This is a genomic window from Hydrogenophaga sp. FG152 (assembly GCF_057809615.1).
Map to the genome: position 1 here is coordinate 35,091 of NZ_JBMDKH010000019.1, position 26,166 is coordinate 61,256.

Here is a 26,166-nt window from a genome sequence, read left to right on the forward strand (position 1 = left end):
ATGAGTACCTTTCCCGAGCAACTGCGCTGGGAATCCGACGGCACCAGCCGGATTCCCTTCATGGCCTACACCGATGCCGAGCTGCACAAGAAGGAGCTGGAGCGCTTCTTCTACACCCGGCACTGGAACTACGTGGGCCTGGAGGCCGAGGTGCCCAACGCCGGCGACTACAAGCGCACGGTGGTGGGCGAGCGCTCGGTGATCATGGTGCGCGATGCCGACGGCGGCATCAGCGTGGTGGAGAACGTCTGCGCCCACCGGGGCATGCAGTTCTGCCGCGAGCGCCACGGCAACAAGAAGGAATTCGTCTGCCCGTACCACCAGTGGAGCTACACCTTGAAGGGCGACCTCCAGGGCGTGCCGTTCCGGCGCGGCGTGAAGCAGGACGGCAAGGTCAACGGCGGCATGCCGGCGGACTTCAAGACCGCTGACCACGGGCTGAACAAGCTCAAGGTGGCCACGCGCGGCGGCGTGGTGTTTGCCAGTTTCGACCACGGCGTCGAGTCGCTGGAAGACTTCATGGGCCCGGCCATTCTGGGCTACTTCGACCGCCTCTTCAACGGCCGCAAGCTCACCATCCTCGGGTACAACCGCCAGCGCATTCCGGGCAACTGGAAGCTGATGCAGGAGAACATCAAGGACCCGTACCACCCGGGCCTGCTGCACACCTGGTTCGTGACCTTCGGCCTCTGGCGCGCCGACAACAAGAGCGAGTTGAAGATGGACGCTCGCCACCGCCACGCGGCCATGATCTCCACGCGTGGCCAGTCGGGCAAGGCCGAGCAGGTCACGCAGGTCTCCAGTTTCAAGGAGAGCATGCAGCTGCACGACCCGCGCTTCCTGGACATCGTGCCCGAACCCTGGTGGGAGGGCCCGACGGCGGTGATGATGACGCTCTTCCCCAGCGTCATCCTGCAGCAGCAGGTCAACAGCGTCTCGACCCGCCACATCCAGCCCGACGGCCATGGCGCCTTCGATTTCGTCTGGACCCACTTCGGCTTCGAGGACGACAGCGAAGAGATGACGCAGCGCCGCCTGCGCCAGGCCAACCTGTTCGGCCCGGCCGGCTTCGTCTCGGCCGACGACGGCGAGGTGATCGAGTTCTCGCAACAGGGCTTCGAGCAGAAGCCCTATCACCGCACGCTGGCCGAGCTGGGCGGGCGCGAGGTGGGCGACACCGACCACATGGTCACCGAGACCCTGATCCGCGGCATGTACGCCTACTGGCGCGAAGTGATGGAGGCCTGAGCATGAGCCACACCACCGCGCTCCGCTTCGAGGACCACATGGCCATCTCCCGGCTCTATGCCGATTACGCCCAGGCGGTCGATTCGGGCGACTGGGATCTCTGGCCCGAGTTCTTCATCGACGATTGCGTCTACAAGCTGATTCCGCGCGAGAACCACGAGCGCGGCTTCCCGCTGGCCACGCTGTCCTTCGAGAGCAAGGGCATGCTCAAGGACCGCGCCTACGGCATCAAGGAAACGCTGTTCCACGACCCGTACTACCAGCGCCACGTGGTGGGTGCGCCGCTGGTGCACAAGGCCGAGGCCGACCGCTTCGAGGTCGAGGCCAACTACGCGGTCTTTCGCACCAAGCTCTCGCGCGAATCGACGGTGTTCAACGTCGGCCGCTACATCGACGTGATCGTGCGCACGCCCGACGGGCTCAAGTTCGCCTCGCGCCTGTGCGTGTACGACAGCGAAATGATCCCGAATTCCATCATCTATCCGATCTGACCCCATGGCCCACGAACCCCAGACCGAACCCGACACCCACGCGCCACCGCTGCGCCGCTTCATTGACCCGGCGTACGTGCCCCTGTGCGAGAACCTCGCCCAGGTGCGCGAGCACATCGACGCGCTCGATGCGCAGATCGTGGCCCTGCTGGCCGAGCGCGGCCGCTACGTGAAAGACGCGGCGCGCTTCAAGCGCGATGCGTTCCAGGTGTCCGCGCCGCAACGCCAGCAGCAAGTCTTCGACAAGGTGCGGCAGCTGGCCGAACAGACCGGCGCCTACCCCGAAGTGGTGGACGCCTGTTACCGCGCGATGGTCGCGGGCTTCATCGCGCGCGAACAGCGCGACCATCTTGAAATGAAAAACATCGAGGAGAACCCATGAAAACCTTCCGCCTGATGGCTTGTGCGCTGATCGCGCTGTCCGGTACCGCCGCCCACGCACAGGACTGGCCGGCGCGCGTCGTGCGCATCGTCGTGCCCTTCGGCGCCGGCTCGTCGCCCGACATCCTGGCGCGCGTCATCAACGACAAGCTCGCCGCGCGCCTGGGCCAGCCGGTGATCGTGGAGAACAAACCCGGTGCCGGCGGCAACAGCGGCACCGACCTGGTGGCCAAGGCCGCGCCGGACGGCTACACCTTCCTGCTGTCGGTGAACGCGCCCCTGGTCTACAACACCGTGCTCTACAAGCGCCTGCCGTACGACCCCTTCCGAGACCTCGCGCCGGTGACGCTGGCCGCCACCACGCCCAACGTCTGCGCCGTCTCCAACAGCATGGGCGTGGACACCGTGAAGGGCTGGCTCGACGCGCTCAAGCGCAACCCGGGCCAGTACAACTTCGCGTCCACCGGCAGCGGCTCGATCGCACACCTGGGTGTGGAACTGATCAAGGCCCGGACCAAGTCGTTCGCGGTCCACATTCCCTACGCGTCCTCGGGCCAGGCGGTCACGGCGATCATCGCGGGCGACGTGCATTTCGCCTGCCTGCCGCCGGTGGCGATCATGCCGCAGGCCAAGGCCGGGCGCCTCAAGGCGCTGGCCGTCACGTCGGCCGAGCGTTTCGACCTGCTGCCCGAGCTGCCGACCCTGCGCGAATCGGGCATCGCCGACATCCAGGCCGAGCCCTGGTTCGCCTACATGGCGCCGCAGGGCACGCCGCCCGAGGTCGTCCAGCGCATGAGCCGGGAGATCTCCGCCGTGCTCAAGGACCCGGAGACCCGCCAGCGCCTGCAGGGCGCGTACTTCAATCCCGTGGGCGGCACGCCGCAGGAGCTGGCGAAGTTCATGAAAGAGGAGCTCGCCCGCTGGAAGCCGGTGATCGAACGCGCCGGCCTCAAGCCCGAGAACTGACACGGAGCCACTGCCATGACCACCGACAGCAGCCTGCCCTGGACCGACGCGACCGCGCTCGACGATGTGCCCGACGACGACGTGACCAGCGTGGAGGTCGACGGACTCGACATCGCCCTCTACAAGGTGGAGGGCAGCGTGTACGCCACCGACAACATCTGCACCCACGGCCACGCGCGCCTGTGCGACGGCTTCCTGGAAGGCCACGAAATCGAATGCCCGCTGCACCAGGGCAAGTTCGACGTGCGCGACGGCAGCCCGACCTGCGCGCCGGTCACCGAGGCCTTGCGCAGCTACCCGGTGCGCATCGAGAACGGGCGGGTGTTCCTGCAGCTGCCCGTCTGAGCTCAGATCTGGCGGTTGCGCGCCAGCGGCGGGTTCTTCGAGAAGTAGGCGACGATGCCGCGCACCAGCGCGTCGGCCAGGTCGTCCTGGTACTTCGGGTCGTTCAGGCGCTTTTCTTCATCGGGGTTGCTGATGAAGGCCGTTTCCACCAGCACGCTGGGGATGTCGGGCGCGCGCAGCACGGCGAAGTTGGCCTGCTCCACCTGGGGCTTGTGCAGCTTGCCGATTTTCTTCACGTGGCCCAGCATGGCCGAGCCCAGTTTGAGGCTGTCGTTGATCTGGGCCGTGGTGCTCATGTCGAACAAGGCGCGCCGCACATGGGCGTCGGCTGCCTTCACGTTCAGGCCACCCACCAGGTCCGCGGCGTTCTCCTTGTCGGCCATCCACTTCGCGGCGGTGCTGGTGGCACCGCGCGTGCTCAGCGCGTACACGCTCGCGCCCTGGGGCCTGGGCGTGAGGAAGGCGTCGGCGTGGATGCTGATGAAGAGATCGGCCTGCACGCGCTGCGCCTTCTGCACGCGCACCTGCAGCGGCACGAAGAAGTCCTTGTCGCGCGTCATGTAGGCGCGCATGGGGTTGCCGTTGACGCGGGTCTCGTTGATGCGCTCGCGCAGCTTGTGCGCGATCTGCAGCACCACGCGTTTTTCCTGTGTGCCGTTGGGGCCGATGGCACCGGGATCCTCGCCGCCATGGCCGGGGTCGAGCGCGATGATGATGAGGCGCTCGGTCTTGCCCTTGCCGCCGGGCGGCTGCTTGGCCGGGCTGCCCTTGGGGCCAGCGCCGGCGACCGTGGTGTCGTCGCTGCCACCGGGTGGCTTGGCCGCCGGCAGCGGCGGGCCCTGGTCGGGGTTGGCAGGGGCCTTGGGCCGCTCGCGGCCCGCGATCAGCTCGCCCAGCGGGTCGTCGGCCGGCGTGGCCGGTTTGGTGACCTTGTCGGCTTCCAGGCCCAGCAGGCGCGCGGCGCGTTCGCTGGCCGCGTCCATGTCCTTCATGCGCTGGGCGATCAGCTGCTCCAGCGGGTCGGGCGGGTTGAGGGGGTAGAGGTCGAACACCAGCCGGTGCTGGTAGGCCGCCACCGGCTCCAGGTTGAACACCTGGGGTTTGATCGGTTTCTTGAGGTCGATCACCAGGCGCACCACGTTGGGCGCGTTCTGCGCGGCGCGGATGCCGGCGATGTTGGGGTCGTCCGACTTGAGCTTGCCCACCAGCTCGCGCAGGCCGGGCAGCAGGTCGATGCCTTCGATGTCCACCGCCAGCCGGGGCGGGTCGGTCACGAAGAACTGCTTGGCCTGCAGCAGCGCGTCGGATTCGATGGTCACGCGCGTGTAGTCCTCGGCCGGCCAGATGCGCACCGCCACCACACTGGCGCCGCGCGCGATCTGCTGCGCGCCCAGCAGCAGCACCAGCGAGCCGGTGCGCAGCAGGGTGCGGCGGCTGAGGTGGCCGCTCACGCCAGTGCCTCCAGCAACAGGCGGCCAGTGGCGGTGAGCGCCGTGGCGTGCACGGTGCGCTGGGTGTCCTGGTCCGGGTCGGTGTGGGCTTGGGGTGTGATCATGTCGTCGGGTTGAATGTCGATCTGGAGATCGACCACCGGCAGAAACTCACCGGCGCGCTCGGGCCATTCCACCAGCTTGAGGCCGGGGCTGGCGAAAAGTTCGCGAAAGCCCGCGTCTTCCCATTCGCGCGGGTCGTTGAAGCGGTAGAAGTCGAAGTGCCAGATCTGCAGCGGCTCGCCCTCGGGCATCACCGCGCAGTCGATCGCGCTGTGCGGCTCGACCACCGCGTAGGTGGGGCTCTTGATGCGACCGCGCACGCCCAGCGCGCGCAGCAGGTGGCGCACCAGCGTGGTCTTGCCCGCGCCCAGGTCGCCCTGCAGGGTCAGCGTGGCGTGGGCGATGGCCGGGGTGGTGGCGAGGCGGCGCGCGAAGGCCTGGGTGTCTTCTTCGGTGGCCCACTGGCCCTGCCAGCGTTCGACAGGGGGCACAAGGCCTGCAGAAACCGGTTCGGTTCCTACAATCGGCTTGCCATGAAGTTCGCTTTTGATGCCGCTCAACTCGTCTCGCAGATACAGGCCTGGGGCCAGGAGCTTGCATTTTCCCAAATTGGCGTGGCTGGTGTGGATTTGTCGGCCGCGGAACCGGGTTTGCAGGCCTGGTTGTCGGCTGGATGGCACGGTGACATGGCCTACATGGCCGCGCATGGCATGAAGCGTGCCCGCCCCGCCGAGCTGGTGCCGGGCACGCTGAGCGTGATCACCGCGCGCATGGACTACCTGCCGCGTGGCACACCCGAGGACTGGCAGGCCCGGGAATTGCGGCGCCTGGAGCGCCCGGACGAGGCCATCGTGTCGGTCTATGCCCGGGGGCGCGACTACCACAAGGTGCTGCGCAACCGGCTGCAGACCCTGACCGAGCGCATCCAGGCCGCCGCCGGGCCGCTGGGCCACCGCGTGTTCACCGACTCGGCGCCGGTGCTCGAGGCCGAGCTCGCACAGCGCAGCGGCCAGGGCTGGCGCGGCAAGCACACGCTGCTGCTGCACCGCGAAGCCGGCTCGATGTTCTTCCTGGGCGAGATCTACACCGACCTGCCCCTGCCACCCACCGAGCCCATCAGCGCGCACTGCGGCGCCTGCAGCGCCTGCATCGACATCTGCCCCACCCAGGCCATCACCGCACCGCACCGGCTGGACGCACGCCGTTGCATCAGTTACCTGACCATCGAACATGCCGGCCCGGTTCCCGAGGCCCTGCGTCCCTTGATCGGCAACCGCATCTACGGCTGCGACGACTGCCAGCTGATCTGCCCCTGGAACAAGTTCGCCCGGCGCAGCCCCTTGCCCGACTTCGACGCGCGCGAGGGCCTGAGTGGTGCCACGCTGGTGGAGCTGTTTGCCTGGAGCGAGCCGGAGTTCCTGCGCCGCACCGAGGGCAGTCCGATCCGGCGCATCGGACACGAGCGCTGGTTGCGCAACATCGCGGTCTCGCTCGGCAATGCGCTGCGCGCCGGGCCCGATGAAGCGGTGCTTCAGGCCTTGCAGGCCCGCGCCGACCACCCCAGCGAACTGGTGCGCGAGCACGTGGCCTGGGCGATGGCGCAAGGGGCCGCCGCCCACTGAGCGTTCGCCTCAGGCTTCGCCCACGTTGTCCTCCAGCCGGCCGAGCAGGGCGAGCAGGGTGGTGCGCTCGTTGTCGGTGAGGCCGGCCATCATGGTCTTCTCGAAGCGCACCCGGTGCTGCTGCATCTTGCGCTGCAGCGCCTGACCTTCGGCGGTCACGCCCACGCGCTGGCTGCGGCCGTCGTCGGGGTCGGGGCGGCTGTGCAGCAGGCCGCGCTCGTGCAGGGCTTTGACGATGCGCGCGATCTGCGCCTTGTCGCGGCCCGAGTGCTGCACCAGGTCGCTCTGCGTGGCGCCATCGTGGCGCATGAAGTAGCCCAGGCAGCGCGCCTCCATCGGTCCCAGGCCCTCGCCGTCGTGGCGCATGGCCTCCTGCAGGTGGCGCCGCAGGCCGTGCATGAGGCTGTGCAGGCGGTCCAGCACCTCGGTGTTCGAATTTCTTGTCATCGTGGGTTGTCCATGTTGTTGACAGTGTCATCCAATCAAGGCATGATGGTTGTCATTATCAACCAAATAGAGCCATGAACACAAGCATTCCCAACCCACTGGCCGTGGAGCGCGTGCGCCACGAGATCAAGGTGCGCCGCCTGACCGTGCAGCGCATCGACGCGGTCAGCCCGCACTTTCTTCGCATCCGTTTTTTCAGTGAGGCCCTGCGCGATTTCGTCAGCGCTTCGTTCGACGACCACGCCAAGCTCATGCTGCCGGCCCAGCCCGGCCAGCCGCTGGTGCTGCCCCGGCCCGGTCCCGACGGGCTGGCCCTGCCGCCGGGTGCCGAAAAGCCCGTGATGCGCGACTACACGCCGCGCCAGTTCGACCGCGCCGCCGGCACGCTGGACATCGAGTTTGTGCTGCACGGCGACGGCGTGGCCTCGCGCTGGGCCGAGGCGGCCCGACCCGGCGACGAAGTCGGCCTGGGCGGCCCCCGGGGCTCCTTCGTCGTGCCCACAGGCTTCGACTGGCACCTGCTGGTGGGCGACGAGTCCGCCGTGCCCGCGATCGCGCGGCGCCTGGAGGAACTGCCCGAAACGGCCCAGGCCATCACCGTCATCGAAACTGCCGAAGCGGCCGACCGCCGCACTTTCACCAGCCGCGCGCGCCTGCAGACGCACTGGATTCAGACCGGCGCCACCGACGCGCTCGCGCAGGTCGTGGCCGCATTGACGCTGCCCGCCGGCGAAGGTTTTGCCTGGGCCGGTGGCGAAGCCGCCAGCATCGCGGCCGTGCGGCAGGCCCTGGTGGATGGCCACGGCCTGGACAAGGGCCGCGTGCGCGCCTCCGCCTACTGGAAGCGCGGTGCCGTCGGCCACCACGAAACGCTGGGCGGCTGAAGACGCTCAGCCGGTGTAGCGCTGGCGCAGTTCGCGCTTGAGCAGCTTGCCGCTGGGGTTCTTGGGCAGGCTGTCGCTGAACACCACGCGCTTCGGTGCCTTGAACGCCGCCATGTGCCGGTTGCAGTGCGCGATCACCTCGTCCTCGGTGAGCGCCTGGCCGGCCTTGACCACGATCACCGCCGTCACCGCCTCGACCCACTTCGGGTCGGGCAGGCCGATCACCGCGACCTCGCTCACGGCCGGCAGGCGGTAGACCATTTCCTCCACCTCGCGGCTGGCCACGTTCTCGCCGCCGGTCTTGATCATGTCCTTCTTGCGGTCCACCACGGTGATGAAGCCTTCCTCGTCGATCACCGCGAGGTCGCCGCTGTGGAACCAGTCGCCCTCGAACGCGGAGCGCGTGCGCTCGGGGTCGTTGAAGTAGCCCAGCATGAGGTGGGGCGAGCGGTGCACGATCTCGCCGACCTCGCCCACGGCCACGTCGCGCAGGTCGTCGGTGACCACGCGGGTCTCCACGTTGATGACCGCCTTGCCGCAGGAGCCGGGCTTGCGCAGCTGGTCGTCCGGGCCGAGCATGGTGGCCAGCGGCGCGATCTCGGTCTGGCCGTACAGGTTCCACAGCCGCACCGAGGGCAGGCGCGAGGCCAGTTCCTTGAGCACCTCCACCGGCATGATGGACGCGCCGTAGTAGCCCTTGCTCAGGCTCTGCAGCCTGGCCGCATCGAAGAGCGGCGAGCGCAGCAGCGCGATCCACACCGTGGGCGGCGCGAAGAAGCTGGTGATGCGGTACTTCTCGATCAGCGCGATCAGGTTGTCCGGCACCGGCTTGGCGGTGATCACGTTGCTGCTGCCGATGTAGACCGCCGGGCCGAAGAACACGTCGAGCTGCGCGCAGTGGTAGAGCGGCAGCGCGTGCAGGGCGTGGTCGTCTTCGGCGATCTCGGCGTTGATCACGCAGCTCACGTACTGCCACAGCACCGCGTCGTGCGTGAGCATGGCGCCCTTGGGCGTCGATTCGGTGCCGCTGGTGTAGACGATCTGCGCGAGGTCGTAACTGCCGAGGGTGACTTCGGGCAGCGGGTCGGTGCAGGCCGCGAGTTCGTCGAAGCGGTGCATGCCGGGCACCGGCTCGCTCGGGTCTTCCGAGGGCAGCCAGACGTATTGCTGGACCTGGGTGTCCAGCGCCGCCGCCGCGCGCGCCAGTTCGGCCAGCCCGCTGTCGGTGGCCAGGGTGCGCGCACCCGCGTGGCGCAGGATGTAGGCCACCTCGTCGGCCTTGAGCATGAAGTTGATCGGCACCATCACCGCGCCGCGTCGGGCCAGCGCGAAGCGCAGCGCCGCAAAGCCGTGCGAGTTGCGCGCCAGCACCGCCACCTTGTCGCCCTGGGCGACGCCGATGCGCGCCAGGCCGGCGGCCAGGCGGCTGACCAGGGCGTCGAACTCGGCGTAGGTCCATTGCGTGTCGCCGCAGACCACGGCGGACTTGGCGGGCAGGCGCTGCGCGGTGCGGCGCAGCGCGTCGGCGATGGTCTGGCGGCGGACCACGGGGTGGACGGAAGCGGTCATGGCGGGTCTCCTGTCGGCGGATGGCTTGCGCACGGATTCTGACCGTTGCGGCCGCTGCATGCTGTCACATTTGCCGGTGGCCGCACCTCTGGCTTGGCGAAGACCCACGGCTATCATGGCCCCATGAACCCCGTGAACGCTGCAAACGATACCCTGGGCCGCTGGGGCCGGGGCCTGCGCGCTAGCTGGAACGCCTGGTGGCACACCCTGTTCGTGGGCGCCCAGATCCTGGTGCTGGCGCTGTCGCCGGCCAGTTACCGCGCGCCCACGCACCGCCAGGCGGTGCTCGGCAGCCTGTACCGCGCCACCGCGCCGCTGCTCACCTGGTTCCTGGTGCTCTCGGCGCTGGTGAGCCTGGTGCTGATCCGCATCGTGGTGGCCACGGCCTACAGCTACGGCCTGTCTCAGTACGCGCTGGAGGTGCTGGTGCGCACGCTGGTGCTCGAACTCATTCCGCTCTACGTGGCCATGTTCGTGGCGGTGCGCTACGCGATGCCGGGCGCGCAGGAGGTGCGCAAGCAGCTGGCGCTGCAGCAGCGCGAGGGCAGCCTGCCGGAGCGGCAGTCGCTGCTGGCCAACCAGCTGCTGCCGCGCGCGCTGGGCAGCATGTTCTCGGTGCTGCTGCTCGCGGGCCTGAGCTCGGTGGTGGCGCTGGTGCTGACCTACCTCACGGTCTACGGCTTCTCGCCGTGGGGGCTGCCGGGCTACACGCGCGCCGTGGGCGGCGTGTTCTCGCCGGCGGTCACGCTGATCTTCGGCCTCAAGACCGTGTTCTTCAGCCTCGCGGTGGCCGTGGTGCCGCTGGCCGGAGCGGCGCAGGCCGACCGCGACGGCCGCTACAGCCGGCGCAGCGACATGAGCGAATTTGCCCGCCTGTTCTCGGTGGTGCTGCTGATCGAGGTGGTGTCGCTGGTCGGCAACTACTATTGACACCATGAACCCCACGCCCCCTCCGCCACCGCCGCCCGAAGCCCCGCCGGTGAAGAACCTGGAATTCAAGGCCGGGCTGCTGCTGATGCTCATGGCCGTGCTGCTCGTAGGCTCGGCGGGCTACATCCTGTTCGCGCGCGGCGTGCTCGAACCCACGCAGCGCCTGGTGCTGATCTCCGACGATTCCGAGGGCGTGGTCGTGGGCATGGACATGACCTTCGCTGGCTTCGCCATCGGGCGCGTGGCGCGCATCGAATTGGGCGACGACGGCAACGCGCGCATCCTGATCGACGTGCCGCGCAAGGACGCGAAATGGCTGCGCACCTCCAGCATCTTCACCATGGAGCGGGGCCTGGTGGGCGGCACGCGCATCCGCGCCTACAGCGGCGTGCTCGAAGACCCCGCCTTGCCCGACGGCGCCGAGCGCACCGTGCTGCGCGGCGACACCGCGGCCGAGATCCCCAAGCTGGCCGCCAGCATGCGCGATGTGCTCGACAACCTGGCCGCGCTCACGGCCAGCGACGGCGCGGTCGCCGGCACCCTGGGTGGCGTGAAGGTGGCCACCGAGCGCCTCCAGGGGCCGCACGGCGGCCTGGGCGTGCTGATGGGGAACGACGAGGACGCGAAGAAGCTCGTCGCCACCATCGACCGCACCAATGCCCTGCTGCTGCGCGCGGACTCGCTGGCCCGGCGGCTGGACAGCCTGGCCGCCAATGCCGACCGCCAGGTCTTCGGCCAGGGAGGCGCACCTGGCGAGGCCGGCCTGGTGGGCGATGCGCGCGCGACGGTGCAGCAGCTCAACGGCCTGCTGGCGGAGACGCGCACCAGCCTCAAGAAGGTGGACGCGGTGCTGGTGGAGGTGCAGGGCATCGCCGGCAACACGCGCGAGGCCACCAGCGACCTGGGTTACCTGCGCGGCGAGGTCGAGGCCAGCCTGCGCAAGGTGGACTCGATGATCAACGACATCAACCGCAAGTGGCCCTTCGCCCGCGACACGGAGTTGAAGTTGCCATGACGCCGCGTTTTTTTCTCCTCGCATGCGCTGTCGTGGCATTGACCGCTTGCGGCAGCAAGCCCCCCACGCCCGAATGGCAGCTGAACGCCAAGGACGGCAGCGAGCGCGCGGCCGAGGCCTGGTTGCGCGGTGACTCGGCCGTCGAGGCCGCGGAGTTCGCGCGCGTGCGCCGCGAGCTCACGAGCACCGGCCGGCCCGATCTGCTGGCGCGCGCCGAGCTGCTGCGTTGTGCCACGCGCGTGGCCGCGCTGGTGTTCGAGCCTTGCACCGGTTTCGAGGCGCTCGCGCCCGACGCGGCACCGGCCGAGCAGGCGTATGCGCGCTACCTCGCGGGCAATGCGCAGCCGGCCGATGCGACCCTGCTGCCCGAGGCGCAGCGCGCGCTGCTGGGCGGCGGGTCGCCCGAAGCCGCCCTGGCCGGCGTGAAGGATCCTTTGTCGCGGCTGGTGGCGGCCGGCGTGCTGCTGCGCAGCGGCCGCGCCACACCGGCCGTGCTCACGCAGGCGGTGGACACCGCCTCGGCGCAGGGCTGGCGCCGCCCCCTGGGGGCCTGGCTCGGCCTGCAATTGCAACGCGCCCAGGCCGCGGGCGCCACCGAAGAGGCGGCGCGCCTGCAGCGGCGCATCGACCTCGTGTTGGGCACCGCCGTGCGCTGAGCGCCTGCGGGGGCCCGTTCTTCCCGAAAAGGAGAAACCCCATGCAGACAATGACCTTCACCGTCCACATCCAGGCACCGCGCGAGCGGGTGTGGAACACCATGCTCGATGCCGACAGCTACCGCGAATGGACCCGCCCTTTCATGGAGGGTTCGTACTACGAAGGCTCGTGGGACGAGGGCGCCACCATCCGCTTTCTCTCACCCAGCGGCGAGGGCATGGTGGCCACCATCGAGCGCAACCAGCCGCACGAGTTCATCTCGATCCGGCACCTGGGCTTCGTGGCCCACGGCAAGGACGACACCACCAGCGAGGCCGTGACCTCGTGGGCCCCGGCCCACGAGAACTACCGCTTCGAAGCCGTGGGTGGGGGCACGCAGCTCACCGTCGAGCAGGACATGCTGGACGACTATGTGCCGATGATGGAAGCCGCGTGGCCCAAGGCGCTGGAGGCCCTGCGCGCCTTGTGCGAGGCCAAAGCCTAATCCACCTTGCCGATCTTCTGCACCACGGCCGCCATGGCCTTGGCGTCGCTCTGCACGAACTTGTCGAAGTCCGCCGCGTCCTGGAACTGGAACGAGGTGCCGGCGGTGGTCATCACCTGGACCGTCTTCGGGTCCTGCGCGGCCATGCGCGCAGCCTCGCGCAGCTTGTTCACCACCGCGGGTGGGGTGCCCGCCGGCACGAAGATGCCCGCCCACTGCGAGTAGTTGATGGGCACACCGAGCTCCCGGAAGCTCGGCACATCCGGCAGCAGGGCGAGGCGGCCCTCGCCCCAGTGCGCGAGCGCGCGCAGCTTGCCGGCCTTGATCTGACCCACCGCGCTGGCCGGCCCTGTGGCCACGGCATCGACCTGGCCGCTGAGCATGCCCAGGATGGCCGGGCCGGCGCCGGTGTAAGGCACGTGCAGCATGTAGCTGCCGGTGGCGGCCTTGAGCTGTTCCATGGGCACGTGCATGGTGCCGTAGTTGCCCGATGAACCGAAGGTGATGCGGCCCGGGTGGGCCTTGGCGTGCGCGATGAACTCGGCATACGTCTTCCAGGGGCTGTCCGCGCGCACCACCAGCACCGTGGGGTCGGCCGTCATGCGGGCGATGGGCAGCAGCTGCGAGAGTTCGAACATCGGCGCGCGGCCAAGGATCTTGTCGGCCTCGGGCAGCACCACGATGGAGGACAGCGCCATCAACACGTTGTAGCCATCGGGCGCGGCCTTGGCCACCTGCGCCATGCCGATGCCGCCGCCCGCACCGGCGCGGTTGACCACCACCACCGACTGGTTGAGGTGGCGCGCCATGGCCTCGGCCACCGGGCGGCCCACCACGTCGGCCACCCCGCCGGGCGGGAAGGGCACGACCATGGTCACGGGTTTGCTGGGGTAGGCGTCCTGCGCCTGGGCCAGGCCCAGGGTGGCGGCCAGCGCCAGCGCGAGGCTGCACAGTCTGAGTGCGGTTCGGTTCATCCTGTTTGTCTCCTGTCGTTGGTTGCGGGGCTCAGACGAAGCGGTTCTGCAGCGTGCCGATGCCGTCGATCTCGATGCGCACCACGTCGCCGCTTTTCAGGAAGGTGGGCGGCGTCATGCCCAGGCCCACGCCGGCCGGCGTGCCGGTGGCGATCACGTCGCCGGGGTAGAGCGTGATGCCGCGAGAGATGGTCTCGATCAGCGTGGGGATGTCGAAGATGAGGTCTTCGGTGCGGCCGTCCTGGCGCGGCTCGCCGTTGACCCAGCAGCGCACGCGCGTGTGCTGGCCATCGAGCTCGTCGGCCGTGACGATCCACGGACCCATGGGGCAGAAGGTGTCGAAGCTCTTGCCCATGTCCCACTGCTGGTGGCGCATCTGCACGTCGCGCGCGGTGACGTCGTTGACGATGGTGTAGCCGTAGATGTGCTTCATGGCATCGGCCTTGGCGATGTTCTTGCCGCCGGTGCCGAGGACCACGGCCAGCTCGGCTTCGTAGTCGATCTGGGGCGAGATGTCGTCGCCGGGCAGCACCACATCGGCGCCGTCGGCGATCACGCATTCGGGCACCTTGGTGAAGACGATGGGCCAGACGGCGGGGTTGGCGTTGTTGTTCTTGAACACCGAGCCTTGCAGTTCCTTGGCGTGCTCGTGGTAGTTGCGGCCCACGCACCAGAGGTTGCGCCGGGGCAGGGGCAGCGGGGCGTCGAGCTTCACGTCGGCCAGTTTCAGCGCCGCGCCGGTGGTGGCGGGCAGGGGCTGGCCGGCGGCCGCAGCCTCGATCAGCGGCAGCACGCCGCGCTGGGCATCGGCGGGGTTCAGGGCGAGGGGGGTAACGGTCTGGCCGTCGGCCGAAACGAGGCCGACCTGGCGTTGGCCCTGATGAACGAAAGTGGCGAGGCGCACGCAAACTCCTTGTTGAAATCCAGATGAAATACCAAAAAATACCAATTGGTACCAGAGCCATGATGGTAGGCGATGAGAGCGGTTTTAGACCTGGGGAAATCACCTAATTGGTATGGTGTTGCCTGATTGGTCTGTTTTGGTACATTCGTCACCCATGAGCATGTCAACGCCTTTGCGCGAATCGATCCTGGACCAGCTGCGCTCGGGGCATTGGCGCGCCGGTGACCGTCTGCCGACCGAGCGCGAGCTCTCGGAGCGGTTCGGTGTGAGCCGCACCACGGTGCGCAAGGCTTTGCTGGAGCTGAAGCAGCAGGGCCTGATCGAGCAGACCGTGGGCAGTGGCACCTATGTGGCCGAGCAGGTGGGGGCGCGGTTGGGTCAGCGGGTGCAGCAGGACTCGTCGCAGCACACGAGCCCGGCCGAGTTGATGGAGGCGCGGCTGGCGATGGAGCCGGCGATCATCGACATGGCGATCCGCAACGCGAACCAGGCGGATCTGCAGCGCATGGAGGCCTGTTGCGCCAACGCGGAGGCCGCCGAGACGCTGGAGGCTTTCGAGCATTGGGACGCGGAGTTGCACCAGGCGATCGCGGACGCGGCGCACAACAGTTTCGTGGCGAATGTGTTCACGCTGATGAAGACGGTGCGGGCGCAGGGGGACTGGGGGCAGCTCAAGAAGAAGAGCGTCACGTCGGAACGCCGGTTGGCCTATCAGGCCGAGCACCGCGCGATCGTGGGGGCGCTGCGGGATCGGGATGCGGTGCGCGCGCGTGAGTTGACCTTGGCGCATCTGCTGCATGTGCGGCAGAACCTTTTGGGGTACTAAGTCCATTCCCCGGCGCTCCGCTCCGCAGAACGTCTCACCCTCGCATCAATGGCAAGAGCGTTCCGCAACGGGCGAGGGTGACCGCGGGACGCGGATTTTGGCGTTCCTGTCCCTTGCCGCCCTGGAGCTGGCGATGAGTGGATGAACTGGAGCGATCGACCCTTTCACTGATCTTTGTAACGGGACTCCTTGCTTGAGGTGCATCGGGCGGTGGTGACAACCATGGCTTTTGATCGTGGAACTCGCCAACGTGTGCTTTTCGTGTGTATGGGTCCCGTCCACGGGGCCAACCATTTGAAAGGACCGTCATGATCCCGACGATTTCCCGAAGCATGATCTTCCACAAAGACAGCTCGTTCGAAAATAACAACTCTGTTAAAGGCAATCAGACTTTGCCAGAGCAAAAGAGAGAAAGCCATGACGCCATTCTGCAAATCACCGATCAAGGGCAGGACCGAAAAGAATTGTCCACTCTCGATAACGCAGTATTGAGTACCAACAATGTGTCTGACACTGTTAACGAAATCGAGACGGCACTGGGTGCAAGTTGGAGCGACACGCTGAAGGTCGCTCTCGCGCAGACAATCAAGGATGCTGTGGTCACTTTCGGGGCGTCTTGCGTGGGGTTCTCGGTGCAAACCGCACTCAAATACCTGCTTGCTGCCTCGGGTGGGATCGGCGCTGGGGTTGGTGTTGGGGTTGTGGTCACGTTGCTCAATATGGGTTGCGCGATATACCAAGGTCAGCGCCTGGGCATGTGTGGCGGTACGATGGGGCGTGTGATCGGTGGCTGCATCGGGAGCTTTGTCGGTATCGCTCCGGGGCTCTCCAGCCTTTTGACCACTTATGGCGATGCAGAAAAAATGACCAAGGAGGCCATAGGATTGGTAACCTCCACCGCTTATTCCATCAGCCGTGATGCCTTCAATACCCATGGGAAAGCGTATGTCCCGAAGCTCAGTGGGTCACCCAATGTGGTGACCTGCACCGACGAGGGGACGTTGGAGTTCAATCGCAAAGCGCTCAAGCGTCTGACCGTCAACACATTCGCCTACGGTGGACTTTCTTACGCCAGTGCGGGCTTTGGCGAAAACGCCGTGCCCATGCTGAAAAACCCGGAGGCCAGTTGGTCCGAATTCTTGGTGGAATCTCTCAAGGTGGCTGGCCTGCGTTCAGGGATCGAGGGGGCGGATGCTTTCATCGGCAATGTCACGCAAAAAGTGTTTTTCCCCGAAGTGAAAAAAACGAATCCGGAGGCTGACACTGCGAAACAATTTTTCGACAATACGACGCTTCGCGTCGCTTTGAATCAGATCACGTCCTTGACTGGCCTGAAAAGCAATGCTTGGGGTTCGGGCGCCGTGAACACCCTCACGGAGGGGCGCAGCGCTTTGGTGGGCACGGGAGATGCCGTAGAGAAAAAATATCAGTTTCAATTGAGAGACGATGATGTTCCCAACAAAGTCTGAGTTCGATTTTTTTACCCATGTGGCAAAGATCGCTGAACTGCTTGGCTCATCTTCCGTGGCGGTTCCAGCGGGTTGTCTGCCTGAAGCGAAGGCATCCTTTGTAATCGATGAGTGCCCGATCGACATAATTTGTGCGCCGGAAAAATCATCGCTGGGTATTTTTCGCTGTGCCTTTGGTGCGCCTCCATCGACATCTTTTTTGCAGTCCTATGGCTCTCTGTTGAGGTTCAATTTCCAGCACTACTCACCGGGGGGATGTTCAACGTTCGGTCTGGATCCCGCCACTGGCCATGTGATGTTTCATAGTGAATTGCTGTTGGAGATGCTGACGCCACAAATGACGCTGGACTACATGGCGGGCGTCGCTGCCATGCGTCGACTTTGGCGCGAAGGTCGCCTTTGATTTCCAACGTGCTGCACGAAAACTTTTGATTTGTGAATTCTTCCATTGCCCTTCTCTCCAATTATTTCGGCTTTTACCCACCCGAGGAGCCTGTATCTATCGCTACGCAGTTCGGAAGATATATCCCGCCGTCCATTCATGATGAGCGGCGACAGCATGTCAATCAATTCCAAGAGCACATCCGTGCGAGCGTGCAGTCAGGCTCAGTATTCCTCGTGCCGGAGGAGATACTTTCATCTGTCGGTCGAACTGACGGCCAATGCTGGTTGCTGGATCAATCCCGCTCCATCAGCACGGAGATCGATGTGTACACCGCCATCATTTTTCTCAAGCACTATGGTGACGCGCATACGTTCAAGCTGTACGGTGCAAATTGGCCTGGGTTGACCGCATTTGCCTTAATGAATGCAACGGTATCCAACGAGTCGAACGGAGAGCTTCTTGACACGCTCGCTGAATCCGTGATCCTCAAGGCCGATCAACTGAACTTCGAGATCGAAGCGAAGGCCGATTTGGCGAGCACATGCGCTGGGGCTCTGTGTCAGTTGTTGTTGCTGGCCCATGTCACGGAGCAGATCTCCGCCGGCCATCCAATCTTTGAAAAGCTCCAAAAACTGCACATCCCGAGAATTTGGCGAGGCTCCTTGAGTGAAGCGTCGGCTCAATGTCTGGAGCAATTGAAGGAACAAGACAGCTTTCGCGGGCAGGTTGCTAGGTTGATCCAGCTGTTTTGATCGCGCGCCAGACGGCATGCTCGGAGGGGTCTGTTCGCTCGGTGGCGGGTGCAAATGGAGCTGGCGCTGGTGAGGGCGCGAGTGGAGTACCGACGTCACCTGCATCGCCACCGACGGCGGCTGGCCGCGCCTGGTGCTCCCGCTGTCGCGGAGCCGATCAATCGCCCCAGCGGCTCCGCAGAAAAACAGCCCTCAGGGCATTCCCCCCAACACCCCCAAGGCAAAGGGAAGACTCACGATCCCCAGCAAGGTGGACAAGGTGACCAGCCCCGCCACATAAGGCCCGTTGTAGCCCATGCGCGCCGCCAGCACATAACAGCTCGACGCGGTCGGCACCGCGGAGAACATCAGCAACACCGTGGTCTGCGTCGGGTCCAGACGGAACAGCTTCGCCAGACCAAACGCCAGCAAGGGCATGCCCAGGTGCTTGCAGGCCAGCACCATGCCACCCAGCAGCTTGGCCGACGCCAGCATGCCGAACTGCATGCCTGCGCCGGCAGCGAGCAGGCCCAAGGCCAGCGAAGCCTGGCCGATGCGGTTCACCGTCGGCTCCAGCCAGAACGGAATCGAGAACCCCAGCAGGTTGGCGATCAGGCCGCCGAGCGTGCCGATGATCAGCGGATTGCGCAGCAGCTCGCGCCCAAAACCCTTGTTCGCGTGGCGCGCCATCGGCCAGACCGCACCCACGTTGAACAGCGGCACACACACGCCGATCAGCACCGCGATCATCAGCAGGCCTTGCGGGCCGGCCACCTTGTCGGCCAGGGCCAGGGCGATGAACGAATTGAAACGGAAACCCACCTGCGCGCTCGCGGCGTGCAGCCGCACGTCCAGCTTCGGGCCCAGCCAGGGCCAGTGCGGCAGCGAATAACTCAGCGCGATGCCCAGCAGACCCAGCGTGATGCCCGCGCCCATCAGGCTGGAGGCCGCGCTCAGGTCCAGCGGGCTTTTCACGATCGAGTGGAACAGCAGGACCGGGAACAGGAAGTAGTACACCAGACTCTCGACCTGCTCCCACACCTTGCGGTTGAGCGCGGTGAAGCGGCAGACGAGGTACCCGCAAAAAATCAGCGAGAAATCGGGGAAGAGAAGCTGGGCGAAATTCACCGCCCGAGCATAGCCGCAGGCCGGTGCCGTTTCCGGGTTAATACGTATGTAGTCTCCCCATGTTCACTTCGGGCCACCCCGTCTAAAGTGCGGGGCTGGTCAGGGTGGACCGGGCGGTTAGCATGGGCGCCACCCTGGAATTTTTTCGATGTTTCAACGTCAAGGAGTACACGTCATGGTTTCTCGTCGTCAGCTGGTTGCGATCGGTCTGGCCACCGCCTCGGTGGCCGTGGCAGGCAGCGCCTGGGCACAGGCCTACCCCAACAAGATCATCAAGTTGCAAGTGCCCTTCGCACCGGGCGGCACGACGGACATCATCGCGCGCGTCATGTCCGACTCCCTGGGCAAGGCCCTGGGCCAGAGCATGGTGGTCGAGAACAAGGCCGGTGGCGGCGGTGTGGTCGGCGCGACCGAATTGGCCCGCACGCCGGCCGACGGTTACGTGCTGGGCATGGCCACGGTGTCCACCACCGCCGCCAACCCGGCGATCAACGACAAGATCCCGTACAACACGCTCACGGACTTCACGCCCATCATCAACATCGCCGCCACGCCCAACGTGATCGCGGTGCACCCCAGCTTCCCGGCCAAGGACTACAAGTCCTTCGTCGCCGAGCTCAAGAAGAACCCCGGCAAGTACAGCTACTCCAGCTCGGGCACCGGCGGCATCGGCCACCTGCAGACCGAGCTTTTCAAGAGCCTGACCAACACCTTCATCACCCACATTCCGTACCGTGGCGCGGGCCCGGCGCTCAACGACACCGTGGGCGGCACCGTGCCCATCATCTTCGACAACCTGCCCTCGGCGCTGCCCTTCATCAAGTCGGGCCGCCTGGTCGCCATCGTGGTGGCCGCACCGCAGCGCCTGGCCGTGCTGCCCGACGTGCCGACCTTCAAGGAAGTCGGCCTGGAGCCGGTGAACCGCATGGCCTACTACGGCCTGATCGGTCCCAAGGGCCTGCCGCAGGAGGTGGTGGACAAGGTCTACAACGCGACCAAGCAGGCCCTGACCGACCCGGCCGTGAAGAAGCGCATCGAGGACACCGGCTCGCTGGTCGTGGGCAACACGCCGGCCGAGTTCACCGCGCAGATCAAGGCCGAGTTCGAGGTCTACAAGGAAGTGGTCGCCAAGCAGAAGCTCAAGCTGGAGTGATGGACCAGGCCCTGGCATCGGCCAGCGAAGGCATCGCCGGGGCCTTCATCGACAGTCTCTGGCTGGAGGAAGGCCTCTCGCGCAACACGCTCGACGCCTACCGGCGCGACCTCGTGCTGCTCGGCCAGTGGCTGGCCGGGCGCGGCAAGACCCTGCCCGAGACCAGCGAGGCCGACCTGAACCAGTACTTCAGCGACCGCCACGCCGAAACCCGCGCCACCACCGCCAACCGGCGGCTCACGGTGTTCAAGCGCTATTTCCGCTGGGCGCTGCGCGAGCGCGCCATCCAGGCCGATCCCACGCTGCGCCTGGTGCCCGCGCGCCAGCCGCTGCGCGTGCCCAAGACCATGTCCGAGGCCCAGGTGGAGGCGCTGCTGAACGCGCCCGACGTGGGCACGCCCCTGGGTCTGCGCGACCGCTGCATGCTCGAACTCATCTACGCCAGCGGCCTGCGCGTGAGCGAGCTGGTCACGCTCAAGACCTGGCACGTGGGCATGAACGAGCACGTGCTGCGCATCACCGGCAAGGGCAACAAGGAGCGCCTGGTGCCCTTCGGCCAGCTGGCGGGGCAGTGGCTGCAGCGCTACCTGGGCCAGGCGCGCGGCGAGATCCTCCACGGCCAGCAGAGCGAAGACCTGTTCGTCACCTCGCGCGGCTCGCGCCCGGGCGAGGCCATGACGCGCGCGATGTTCTGGCACCTGGTGAAGAAGTACGCGCTGCAGGCCGGCATCACCTCGCCGCTGTCGCCCCACACGCTGCGCCATGCCTTTGCCACCCATCTGCTCAACCACGGCGCCGACCTGCGCGCGGTGCAGATGCTGCTCGGCCACGCCGACATCTCCACCACCACGATCTACACCCATGTGGCCCGCGAGCGCCTCAAGAGCATCGTGGCTCAGCACCACCCACGCGGTTGAAGCTCATCAGAGCGGCTTGAGCACCAGGCCGACCACCAGGCCGTTGCGCGTGACGGTGATGGCGCCGGGCTGCATGCCCATGGCGTCCACGGCGGCCAGGTCCTTGGCGGTCAGTTCGTGCACCACCACCTCTTTCAGCGACTGGTCCGCCAGCAGGGGCGCGTAGGCATTGAGCATCTCCACCACCCGGGGCTGCAGGGTGGGGAAGTCGAGCCGGGCCAGGCGCAGGTCATGGGCGCGCAGGGTGCGGTCGCTGGCTTCGTAGCGCAGGCCGAACTCCACGTCGAAACGGCCCTGGTGTGCCCGGTTGAGCGCCGGGCCGGCGGCCTCCACGGCCATCTCGGCGCGCAGGCGGTTCTGCTCGGGCAGCAGCCGCAGGCGCGGGGTCTGCAGGTCCAGGTTGAGCAGGCCTTGCACCGGGTAGCGGCGGGGGAAGCGCTGCGCCACCGCCTGTTGCATCTGCTCGAGCGAGACCGGGTAGCCCGCCGGCTGGTCGGGCCGGTCTTCGGTGTCGGCCGCCAGGCCCAGCGCCGGGCCGCCGAGCGCCAGCGGAAGGGAGAAGAGGAGAAGGGTTCTGCGTCGCATGGGTACCGGTTGGAGCCCAAGGCGCGCCGCAGGTTCAGGGCAAGTCGTCTCTATTTGTAGAAGGCTTCCACCGTGCCCTTGAGCTGGATCAGCAGCGGGTTGCCCTTGCGGTCCAGGGTCTTGCCCGAAGGCACCTTCACCCAGCCGGCGCTGATGCAGTACTCGGTCACGTCGAAGCGTTCCTTGCCGTTGAAGCGGATGCCGATGTCGTGTTCGAACACGGCGGCCACGTGGTGCGGGCTGCGCGGGTCGATGGACAGGTGGTCGGGCAGGGGTGGGCGGTTGGGGGTGGAGGCGGTAGCGTCGTTCATGGGGGAGATTGTCGGTCAACCGCCGAGGCCGGCAAAGACGTTCTGCACGTCCTCGTTCGCGTCCAGCGCGGCGAGGAAGGCCTCCACCTCTTCCAGGTGCTCGGCGCTCAGGCTGGCCGGGTCGATCGGGTTCCTGGGCTTGTAGCCCAGCTTGGACGACAGCACCGTGAAGCCCTGCGCTGGCAGGGCCCGGCTCACCAGGTCCAGGTCGGTCGGGTCGGTCAGGAACACCGTCACGCCTTCCTCGTGGCCGGGGTGGAAGTCCTGTGCGCCGGCCTCGATGGCGGCCACTTCGGGGTCCGCGTCCTTGCGGGTGGGTTCGGCTTCGATCATGCCCACGTGGTCGAAGTCCCAGGCCACCGTGCCCGAGCTGCCCAGTTGCCCCTTGCGGAACAGCACCCGCATTTCCGAGGCCGCTCGGTTGACGTTGTCGGTGAGGCATTCCACCATCACCGGCACGCGGTGCGGTGCGAAGCCTTCGTAGACCACATGTTCGTAGTGCACGGCCTCGCCCGTGAGGCCGGCGCCCTTCTTGATCGCGCGGTCCAGCGTGTCCTTGGGCATCGACACCTTGCGCGCCTGCTCCATCACCAGCCGCAGCCGGGCGTTGGAGGCCGGGTCGGCGCCGTGCCGGGCGGCGATCACGATGTCCTTGACCAGCTTGCCGAAGAGCCGCCCTTTGGCGTTCGCCGCGAGGTCCTTGTGTTTGGCTTTCCACTGTGCGCCCATGGCGTGTTCCTTTTGGTGATGGTGGCGTTGACCGGCGAGCTTAGCGGCTGGCCGACGGGTTGGGGGTGCGCTCGAAGCGGTAGAACAGGTTGGGTTCGGACAGCACGTAGAGCGCGTTGTCGGGGCCGACGGCCAGGCCCTCGGGTTGCGGCACCTTGCGCTGGAGCCCATTAAACCCCCGCCAGAGCGGCAGCATGCCGATGGGCTGACCGTCGGGCGCGTACTCCACCACCAGGGCCGACTCGTCGCTGAGCAGCAGCAGGTGGCCGGTGGGCTCGTGCAGGGTGAGGGAAGAGAGGTCGCTCATGAAGAGCGAGGCCGCGCTGGACGACTTCCATTCGCTGATGTCGATGTTGAAGCCGGTGGAGGCGTTGAACACGTCCAACCCGCGGATGACCAGCACGCGCAGGGGCAGCTTCTCCTTCACCACGAACAGGCGGTCCTGCTCGCTGTCCCAGGACACCCCCTCGAAGCTGCTGTTGTGCACGCTGTCGATGCGGATGCCCAGGCTGGACTTGCCGGTGACCGAGACGCGCGAAGTCTGCGGCCCGATCTGCACCCAGTACATGCTGTGGCTGTCCTCGTCGGAGATCACGTAGGTGTCGCCCTGCACGTAGGTGATGCCCTCGGGGTCCTTCGCGCCCTGGAGTTCGATGATGCGCAGCAGCCGCCCATCGGTGGTGAGCTCGGCGATCTGCGGCGGGCGGTTGATCACCGTGAACAGGGTGCCGGTTTCCGAGTTGAAGGTGAGCCCCGAGGCGTTGCGCGACAGGCCCTCGATCGGAGCGCCTTCCACCGCCACCCGGTAGCCCGGCAGCCAGAGGGAGGAGCCTTCCCATTGCGCCGCGTTGACGGAGGTGCTGAGCCAGTAGTAGCCCAGGGCCAGCACCTTGAAGTACCAGATGCAGAGGAAACCGATGCCGGCCAGCGCCGTCCAGAGACAGGGTTTGCAGATTTTTACGCGGGCCATCGCACCGAGTTTAGTGGGCGGCCCCGGTAGGATGCCCTCTCTGTTTCACCCTTTCAAGCACAGGAGCGCACCATGGAGACCCAGGAACTGCACCGAGGCCGCCTGATCGACCACATCCAGCTCGTCGTCAAGGACCTGCCCGCCAGCCAGGCCTTTTACGAAGCCGTTTTCAAGGCGCTGAAGGTGCCCATGAGCGGCAAGGGCGACAACTACTTCTGGGCCGACGAACTGTTCGTCTCCACGGCCGACAGCGAAGCCGCGGACGGCCAGCTGACCGGCCGGCACCACCTGGCCTTCCAGGCGCAGGACCGGGCCATGGTCGATGCGTTCCACCAGGCCGCACTGGCCGCCGGGGGAAAGGACCACGGCGCACCCGGCGAGCGCAAGTACCACCCAGGCTACTACGCCGCTTTCGTGATCGACCCGGACGGCAACAACATCGAGGCCGTGTACCACGGCGAAGCGAAACGCAGCGCGCCCTCGGTGAAGGTCACGTTCTAGGCTTGCCGCCCGTGCGGCGGCGGCACTGAATCGCCATCACCGCCAGCTCCGCGCCCAGATCACCGAGTTCCGCGATCAGCCAGCCCAGGGCCTCGATGGCATCCGAGTCCACCGAACCGTCCTCGATCTGCGGCGCCGACGTGGCCAGCAGATGGCCGATGGCGCCCATGCCCATGTGCAGCGCCCGGGCGATGCTTTCCGCGTTCTGCCCCGCCGCGGCGACGATCGCATGGTCCGACTTGGCGTAGTCGGCATTTCCTTGACCGTCCTTTTGAAGGCGGGGCAACTGGCGCAACAGATCGCGCATGGGGCGAGCGCTTGCGCTGATGTCCGGCAAGAAGGCTGTCTTTTGCATGCCGCAAGTTTGGGTCGGCTGGTTTCGCGAGTCCACAGACGTTGAATCTACATGGCCCGTGTCCAGCGCGGGCACCTGGTCCCGCCAGCAGGCCGATGGCAGTACCGGGGCGCGATCACGGCATCGGTCACGTTGTGCCGATCAAGCGGCCGAGGGCTTCTTCTCGATGGGGTTGGCGGTCAGCCCCTCCGCCGGATACGCCCGCATGAATTCGCGCGCTTTCTCCGGATGGGCCGCGCTCAGCCAGGCGCCATACGAACCTTCGTTCAAGATCGCCAACATGCGCTTTTCGCTGCCCGGTTGCCCGTAACGGTGCATCAGCGCGTGGCTGTTGGCGTTCACCGTGAGCAGGCAGAAACTGACGATCACCTCGCCTTCCGCCCCGGTCCAGCACTCCCACAGACCGGCCACGCCCATGGGTTTGCCGTCCACCCGCGCGACACGCGTGGGCACGGCTTTGCCGCTGCGCAGGTCGTCTTCCTGAAACGCCATCATGGGCACGATGCAACGCTGCGCACCCAGCCAGGCGCCGCGAAAGTTGTTGGACGTGCTCGCGGTCTCCGAGCGTGCGTTGACCAGCTTGGTCGAACGCAGTTTGGCGTCGGAAGCGGATTTCACCCAGGGCGGGACCAAGCCGAACTGCCCCACGACGAGCTCGCGCACGATCGCGCCAGGGTGCGGGTGTTCGGCGCCTTCGGCCGAAGGCGGTGCAGGTTGGTTGCGGATGAAAACGCCAGGGCGGCGGGGCCAAACCTGGCGACCCACCGCGGTGTCGCTCGGCGCGTCGACGTCAAAAATATCCCGATACAGGTGGTCGGGGCGCAGGCATTCGTATTGGGAGCTCATGGCGAGAATGTTAGACCGAGCGCTTCGGCGTTTTGTCGGTGTACGCGGGTGATGGCCCCGCTGCCGATCCAACACCCAAAAAAAGCGGCTGGCTGTTGCCACATTCCGCAAGAGATACCCAAGCACTGGCTCCTGCGGACGGTTTCGCCGCCCGCTGAGATTCACGTTGAACGACCGCTTCGGGCCCGCTCGAGCCTGAGCTAGCATGCTGCTTTCGGCCAGAAGCGGACGCCGCCGGCTTTCAATTTGCGGGCGAAATTCGCCTGAAGGCTTCCATGAAATACACCGTAGTCAAGCCTCACTTGAGTGAGTTTCCAAATCCCATGCGGTTGAACGCCGGTGACAAGTTTTCGGTCGGCGAAGTCTATGAAGGCCCTGAAGAATGGGCCCATTGGTACTTGTGCAGTGCACCCGGACAAGAGCCTGGGTGGGTGCCTATGCAAGTCATCTTGCTGCAAGATGATGGGAGTGGTGTGGCCGCGATGAACTACACCGCCCAGGAGCTGGATGTCACGGTAGGGGAAATCGTTGAGGGCGGAAGAAGGCTGAACGGATGGGTGTGGTGCTCTTCCATCACGACCGACAAAGAAGGATGGGTGCCAGAAGACAACTTGCAGACGGCAACGCCGTGAGCATGTAGTAGAGGTGGTGTCTCAGCATATTGGCGCCGGGCCCATCAGCGACTTTGGAGCTACCGATCTCCGCGCCTCGAGGCTGACTTTCAGACATCGAGCCATGCAAAGCGGATGACTGCAAGCGCAGCGTCGAGAGGAGCGCCGGATGAGGCTCGTCGGTCGATCACTCTGCGTCGCAAAGTTCCACAACTCTGCCGGCCTTCTGAATTGCTTTT

The 26,166-nt window shown here is 66.3% G+C and carries 32 protein-coding genes; 19 read left to right on the top strand and 13 right to left on the bottom strand.

The window, feature by feature from the left end:
• The 5 genes from ACODTB_RS20790 to ACODTB_RS20810 are packed head-to-tail and all read left to right on the top strand — an operon-like array spanning position 1 to position 3,431.
• Positions 1-1,248 (top strand): aromatic ring-hydroxylating dioxygenase subunit alpha, encoded by a 1,248-nt coding sequence (locus ACODTB_RS20790; RefSeq protein ID WP_291113105.1) that lies wholly within the window; start codon positions 1-3, stop codon positions 1,246-1,248.
• A gap of 2 nt (positions 1,249-1,250) precedes the next feature.
• A complete protein-coding gene (locus ACODTB_RS20795) occupies positions 1,251-1,739 on the top strand; it encodes an aromatic-ring-hydroxylating dioxygenase subunit beta (protein ID WP_291113107.1) in 489 nt (162 codons plus the stop codon).
• A 4-nt stretch (positions 1,740-1,743) separates the two neighbouring features.
• Entirely contained in the window at positions 1,744-2,121 is a 378-nt protein-coding gene (locus ACODTB_RS20800) for a chorismate mutase (protein ID WP_291113109.1), read from the top strand.
• On the top strand, positions 2,118-3,086 hold the full coding sequence (locus ACODTB_RS20805; protein WP_291113111.1) for a Bug family tripartite tricarboxylate transporter substrate binding protein: 969 nt from the start codon (positions 2,118-2,120) through the stop codon (positions 3,084-3,086). The genes ACODTB_RS20800 and ACODTB_RS20805 overlap by 4 nt, the downstream gene beginning before the upstream one ends.
• A gap of 15 nt (positions 3,087-3,101) precedes the next feature.
• Positions 3,102-3,431 carry a non-heme iron oxygenase ferredoxin subunit gene (locus tag ACODTB_RS20810; RefSeq protein WP_291113113.1) on the top strand — a complete coding sequence of 110 codons (330 nt, stop codon included), beginning with the start codon at positions 3,102-3,104 and terminating at the stop codon, positions 3,429-3,431.
• Positions 3,432-3,433: 2 nt separating this feature from the next.
• On the opposite strand, the gene ACODTB_RS20815 is transcribed toward ACODTB_RS20810, so the two are convergent.
• Complete coding sequence (locus tag ACODTB_RS20815; protein WP_291113115.1) at positions 3,434-4,882, bottom strand: N-acetylmuramoyl-L-alanine amidase; 1,449 nt, start codon at positions 4,880-4,882, stop codon at positions 3,434-3,436.
• Positions 4,879-5,415 carry a tRNA (adenosine(37)-N6)-threonylcarbamoyltransferase complex ATPase subunit type 1 TsaE gene (tsaE, locus tag ACODTB_RS20820; RefSeq protein WP_291113117.1) on the bottom strand — a complete coding sequence of 179 codons (537 nt, stop codon included), beginning with the start codon at positions 5,413-5,415 and terminating at the stop codon, positions 4,879-4,881. Before tsaE ends, ACODTB_RS20815 begins: the two co-directional genes overlap by 4 nt.
• A gap of 42 nt (positions 5,416-5,457) precedes the next feature.
• Between tsaE and queG the strand changes: the two genes are divergently transcribed.
• The gene (gene queG / locus ACODTB_RS20825; protein WP_291113119.1) at positions 5,458-6,546 is read left to right on the top strand and encodes a tRNA epoxyqueuosine(34) reductase QueG; all 1,089 of its coding nucleotides are present in this window, start codon (positions 5,458-5,460) and stop codon (positions 6,544-6,546) included.
• A gap of 9 nt (positions 6,547-6,555) precedes the next feature.
• Here the strand turns inward: queG and ACODTB_RS20830 are convergent, their stop codons facing one another.
• Entirely contained in the window at positions 6,556-6,993 is a 438-nt protein-coding gene (locus tag ACODTB_RS20830; protein ID WP_291113121.1) for a MarR family winged helix-turn-helix transcriptional regulator, read from the bottom strand.
• Between the two features lie 74 nt (positions 6,994-7,067).
• Here ACODTB_RS20830 and ACODTB_RS20835 point away from each other — a divergent pair, with 74 nt between their 5' ends.
• Positions 7,068-7,877 carry a siderophore-interacting protein gene (locus tag ACODTB_RS20835; protein ID WP_291113123.1) on the top strand — a complete coding sequence of 270 codons (810 nt, stop codon included), beginning with the start codon at positions 7,068-7,070 and terminating at the stop codon, positions 7,875-7,877.
• Between the two features lie 6 nt (positions 7,878-7,883).
• Here the strand turns inward: ACODTB_RS20835 and ACODTB_RS20840 are convergent, their stop codons facing one another.
• Positions 7,884-9,446 carry an acyl-CoA synthetase gene (locus tag ACODTB_RS20840; protein WP_291113125.1) on the bottom strand — a complete coding sequence of 521 codons (1,563 nt, stop codon included), beginning with the start codon at positions 9,444-9,446 and terminating at the stop codon, positions 7,884-7,886.
• 123 nt (positions 9,447-9,569) lie between these two features.
• Here ACODTB_RS20840 and ACODTB_RS20845 point away from each other — a divergent pair, with 123 nt between their 5' ends.
• From ACODTB_RS20845 to ACODTB_RS20860, 4 genes are read left to right on the top strand one after another with little or no spacing between them, the layout of a single operon-like run.
• On the top strand, positions 9,570-10,376 hold the full coding sequence (locus tag ACODTB_RS20845; RefSeq protein ID WP_291113127.1) for an MlaE family ABC transporter permease: 807 nt from the start codon (positions 9,570-9,572) through the stop codon (positions 10,374-10,376).
• A gap of 4 nt (positions 10,377-10,380) precedes the next feature.
• A complete protein-coding gene (locus tag ACODTB_RS20850; protein ID WP_291113129.1) occupies positions 10,381-11,391 on the top strand; it encodes an MlaD family protein in 1,011 nt (336 codons plus the stop codon).
• A 32-nt stretch (positions 11,392-11,423) separates the two neighbouring features.
• Positions 11,424-12,047: a hypothetical protein gene (locus ACODTB_RS20855; RefSeq protein ID WP_366833022.1), complete on the top strand. Its 624-nt coding sequence runs from the start codon at positions 11,424-11,426 to the stop codon at positions 12,045-12,047.
• Between the two features lie 41 nt (positions 12,048-12,088).
• Entirely contained in the window at positions 12,089-12,532 is a 444-nt protein-coding gene (locus ACODTB_RS20860) for an SRPBCC family protein (protein WP_291113133.1), read from the top strand.
• On the opposite strand, the gene ACODTB_RS20865 is transcribed toward ACODTB_RS20860, so the two are convergent.
• Complete coding sequence (locus ACODTB_RS20865) at positions 12,529-13,506, bottom strand: tripartite tricarboxylate transporter substrate binding protein (protein ID WP_291113135.1); 978 nt, start codon at positions 13,504-13,506, stop codon at positions 12,529-12,531. The genes ACODTB_RS20860 and ACODTB_RS20865 overlap by 4 nt on opposite strands.
• A 31-nt stretch (positions 13,507-13,537) precedes the next feature.
• Positions 13,538-14,410 (bottom strand): fumarylacetoacetate hydrolase family protein, encoded by an 873-nt coding sequence (locus ACODTB_RS20870; protein WP_488929704.1) that lies wholly within the window; start codon positions 14,408-14,410, stop codon positions 13,538-13,540.
• Between the two features lie 154 nt (positions 14,411-14,564).
• On the opposite strand from ACODTB_RS20870, the gene ACODTB_RS20875 reads away from it, so the two are divergent.
• The 4 genes from ACODTB_RS20875 (at position 14,565) to ACODTB_RS20890 (ending at position 17,842) form a co-directional block, all read left to right on the top strand.
• Positions 14,565-15,236, top strand: a complete 672-nt coding sequence (locus tag ACODTB_RS20875) for a FadR/GntR family transcriptional regulator (RefSeq protein WP_291113139.1) — start codon at positions 14,565-14,567, stop codon at positions 15,234-15,236.
• A 308-nt stretch (positions 15,237-15,544) separates the two neighbouring features.
• Positions 15,545-16,705, top strand: a complete 1,161-nt coding sequence (locus tag ACODTB_RS20880) for a hypothetical protein (RefSeq protein ID WP_291113141.1) — start codon at positions 15,545-15,547, stop codon at positions 16,703-16,705.
• On the top strand, positions 16,683-17,108 hold the full coding sequence (locus ACODTB_RS20885) for a CesT family type III secretion system chaperone (RefSeq protein WP_291113143.1): 426 nt from the start codon (positions 16,683-16,685) through the stop codon (positions 17,106-17,108). The genes ACODTB_RS20880 and ACODTB_RS20885 overlap by 23 nt, the downstream gene beginning before the upstream one ends.
• A 32-nt stretch (positions 17,109-17,140) precedes the next feature.
• Positions 17,141-17,842: a hypothetical protein gene (locus ACODTB_RS20890; protein WP_291113145.1), complete on the top strand. Its 702-nt coding sequence runs from the start codon at positions 17,141-17,143 to the stop codon at positions 17,840-17,842.
• A 192-nt stretch (positions 17,843-18,034) separates the two neighbouring features.
• On the opposite strand, the gene ACODTB_RS20895 is transcribed toward ACODTB_RS20890, so the two are convergent.
• Positions 18,035-18,949 (bottom strand): AEC family transporter, encoded by a 915-nt coding sequence (locus ACODTB_RS20895; RefSeq protein ID WP_291113147.1) that lies wholly within the window; start codon positions 18,947-18,949, stop codon positions 18,035-18,037.
• 175 nt (positions 18,950-19,124) lie between these two features.
• On the opposite strand from ACODTB_RS20895, the gene ACODTB_RS20900 reads away from it, so the two are divergent.
• The gene (locus ACODTB_RS20900; RefSeq protein WP_291113149.1) at positions 19,125-20,102 is read left to right on the top strand and encodes a tripartite tricarboxylate transporter substrate binding protein BugE; all 978 of its coding nucleotides are present in this window, start codon (positions 19,125-19,127) and stop codon (positions 20,100-20,102) included.
• Positions 20,102-21,019, top strand: a complete 918-nt coding sequence (gene xerD, locus ACODTB_RS20905) for a site-specific tyrosine recombinase XerD (RefSeq protein WP_291113151.1) — start codon at positions 20,102-20,104, stop codon at positions 21,017-21,019. Before ACODTB_RS20900 ends, xerD begins: the two co-directional genes overlap by 1 nt.
• Positions 21,020-21,025: 6 nt before the next feature.
• Here the strand turns inward: xerD and ACODTB_RS20910 are convergent, their stop codons facing one another.
• Genes ACODTB_RS20910 through ACODTB_RS20925 form a run of 4 tightly spaced genes read right to left on the bottom strand, consistent with a single transcriptional unit; the run spans position 21,026 to position 23,614 of the window.
• On the bottom strand, positions 21,026-21,604 hold the full coding sequence (locus tag ACODTB_RS20910; RefSeq protein WP_291113153.1) for a DUF1439 domain-containing protein: 579 nt from the start codon (positions 21,602-21,604) through the stop codon (positions 21,026-21,028).
• 50 nt (positions 21,605-21,654) lie between these two features.
• Positions 21,655-21,915, bottom strand: coding sequence for a DUF3297 family protein (locus tag ACODTB_RS20915; protein WP_291113155.1), 261 nt, complete (start codon positions 21,913-21,915; stop codon positions 21,655-21,657).
• Positions 21,916-21,930: 15 nt separating this feature from the next.
• Positions 21,931-22,644 carry a YebC/PmpR family DNA-binding transcriptional regulator gene (locus ACODTB_RS20920; protein WP_291113157.1) on the bottom strand — a complete coding sequence of 238 codons (714 nt, stop codon included), beginning with the start codon at positions 22,642-22,644 and terminating at the stop codon, positions 21,931-21,933.
• Positions 22,645-22,684: 40 nt separating this feature from the next.
• Positions 22,685-23,614, bottom strand: a complete 930-nt coding sequence (locus ACODTB_RS20925; protein WP_291113159.1) for an SdiA-regulated domain-containing protein — start codon at positions 23,612-23,614, stop codon at positions 22,685-22,687.
• A gap of 72 nt (positions 23,615-23,686) precedes the next feature.
• Between ACODTB_RS20925 and ACODTB_RS20930 the strand changes: the two genes are divergently transcribed.
• Positions 23,687-24,115, top strand: a complete 429-nt coding sequence (locus tag ACODTB_RS20930) for a VOC family protein (protein WP_291113162.1) — start codon at positions 23,687-23,689, stop codon at positions 24,113-24,115.
• Here ACODTB_RS20930 and ACODTB_RS20935 read toward each other — a convergent pair.
• Positions 24,105-24,422, bottom strand: coding sequence for a hypothetical protein (locus ACODTB_RS20935; RefSeq protein WP_291113165.1), 318 nt, complete (start codon positions 24,420-24,422; stop codon positions 24,105-24,107). The genes ACODTB_RS20930 and ACODTB_RS20935 overlap by 11 nt on opposite strands.
• A gap of 189 nt (positions 24,423-24,611) precedes the next feature.
• Positions 24,612-25,316, bottom strand: a complete 705-nt coding sequence (locus ACODTB_RS20940; protein WP_291113167.1) for an SOS response-associated peptidase — start codon at positions 25,314-25,316, stop codon at positions 24,612-24,614.
• Between the two features lie 275 nt (positions 25,317-25,591).
• On the opposite strand from ACODTB_RS20940, the gene ACODTB_RS20945 reads away from it, so the two are divergent.
• The gene (locus ACODTB_RS20945; RefSeq protein WP_291113169.1) at positions 25,592-25,948 is read left to right on the top strand and encodes an SH3 domain-containing protein; all 357 of its coding nucleotides are present in this window, start codon (positions 25,592-25,594) and stop codon (positions 25,946-25,948) included.
• The last annotated feature ends 218 nt before the right edge of the window (positions 25,949-26,166 follow it).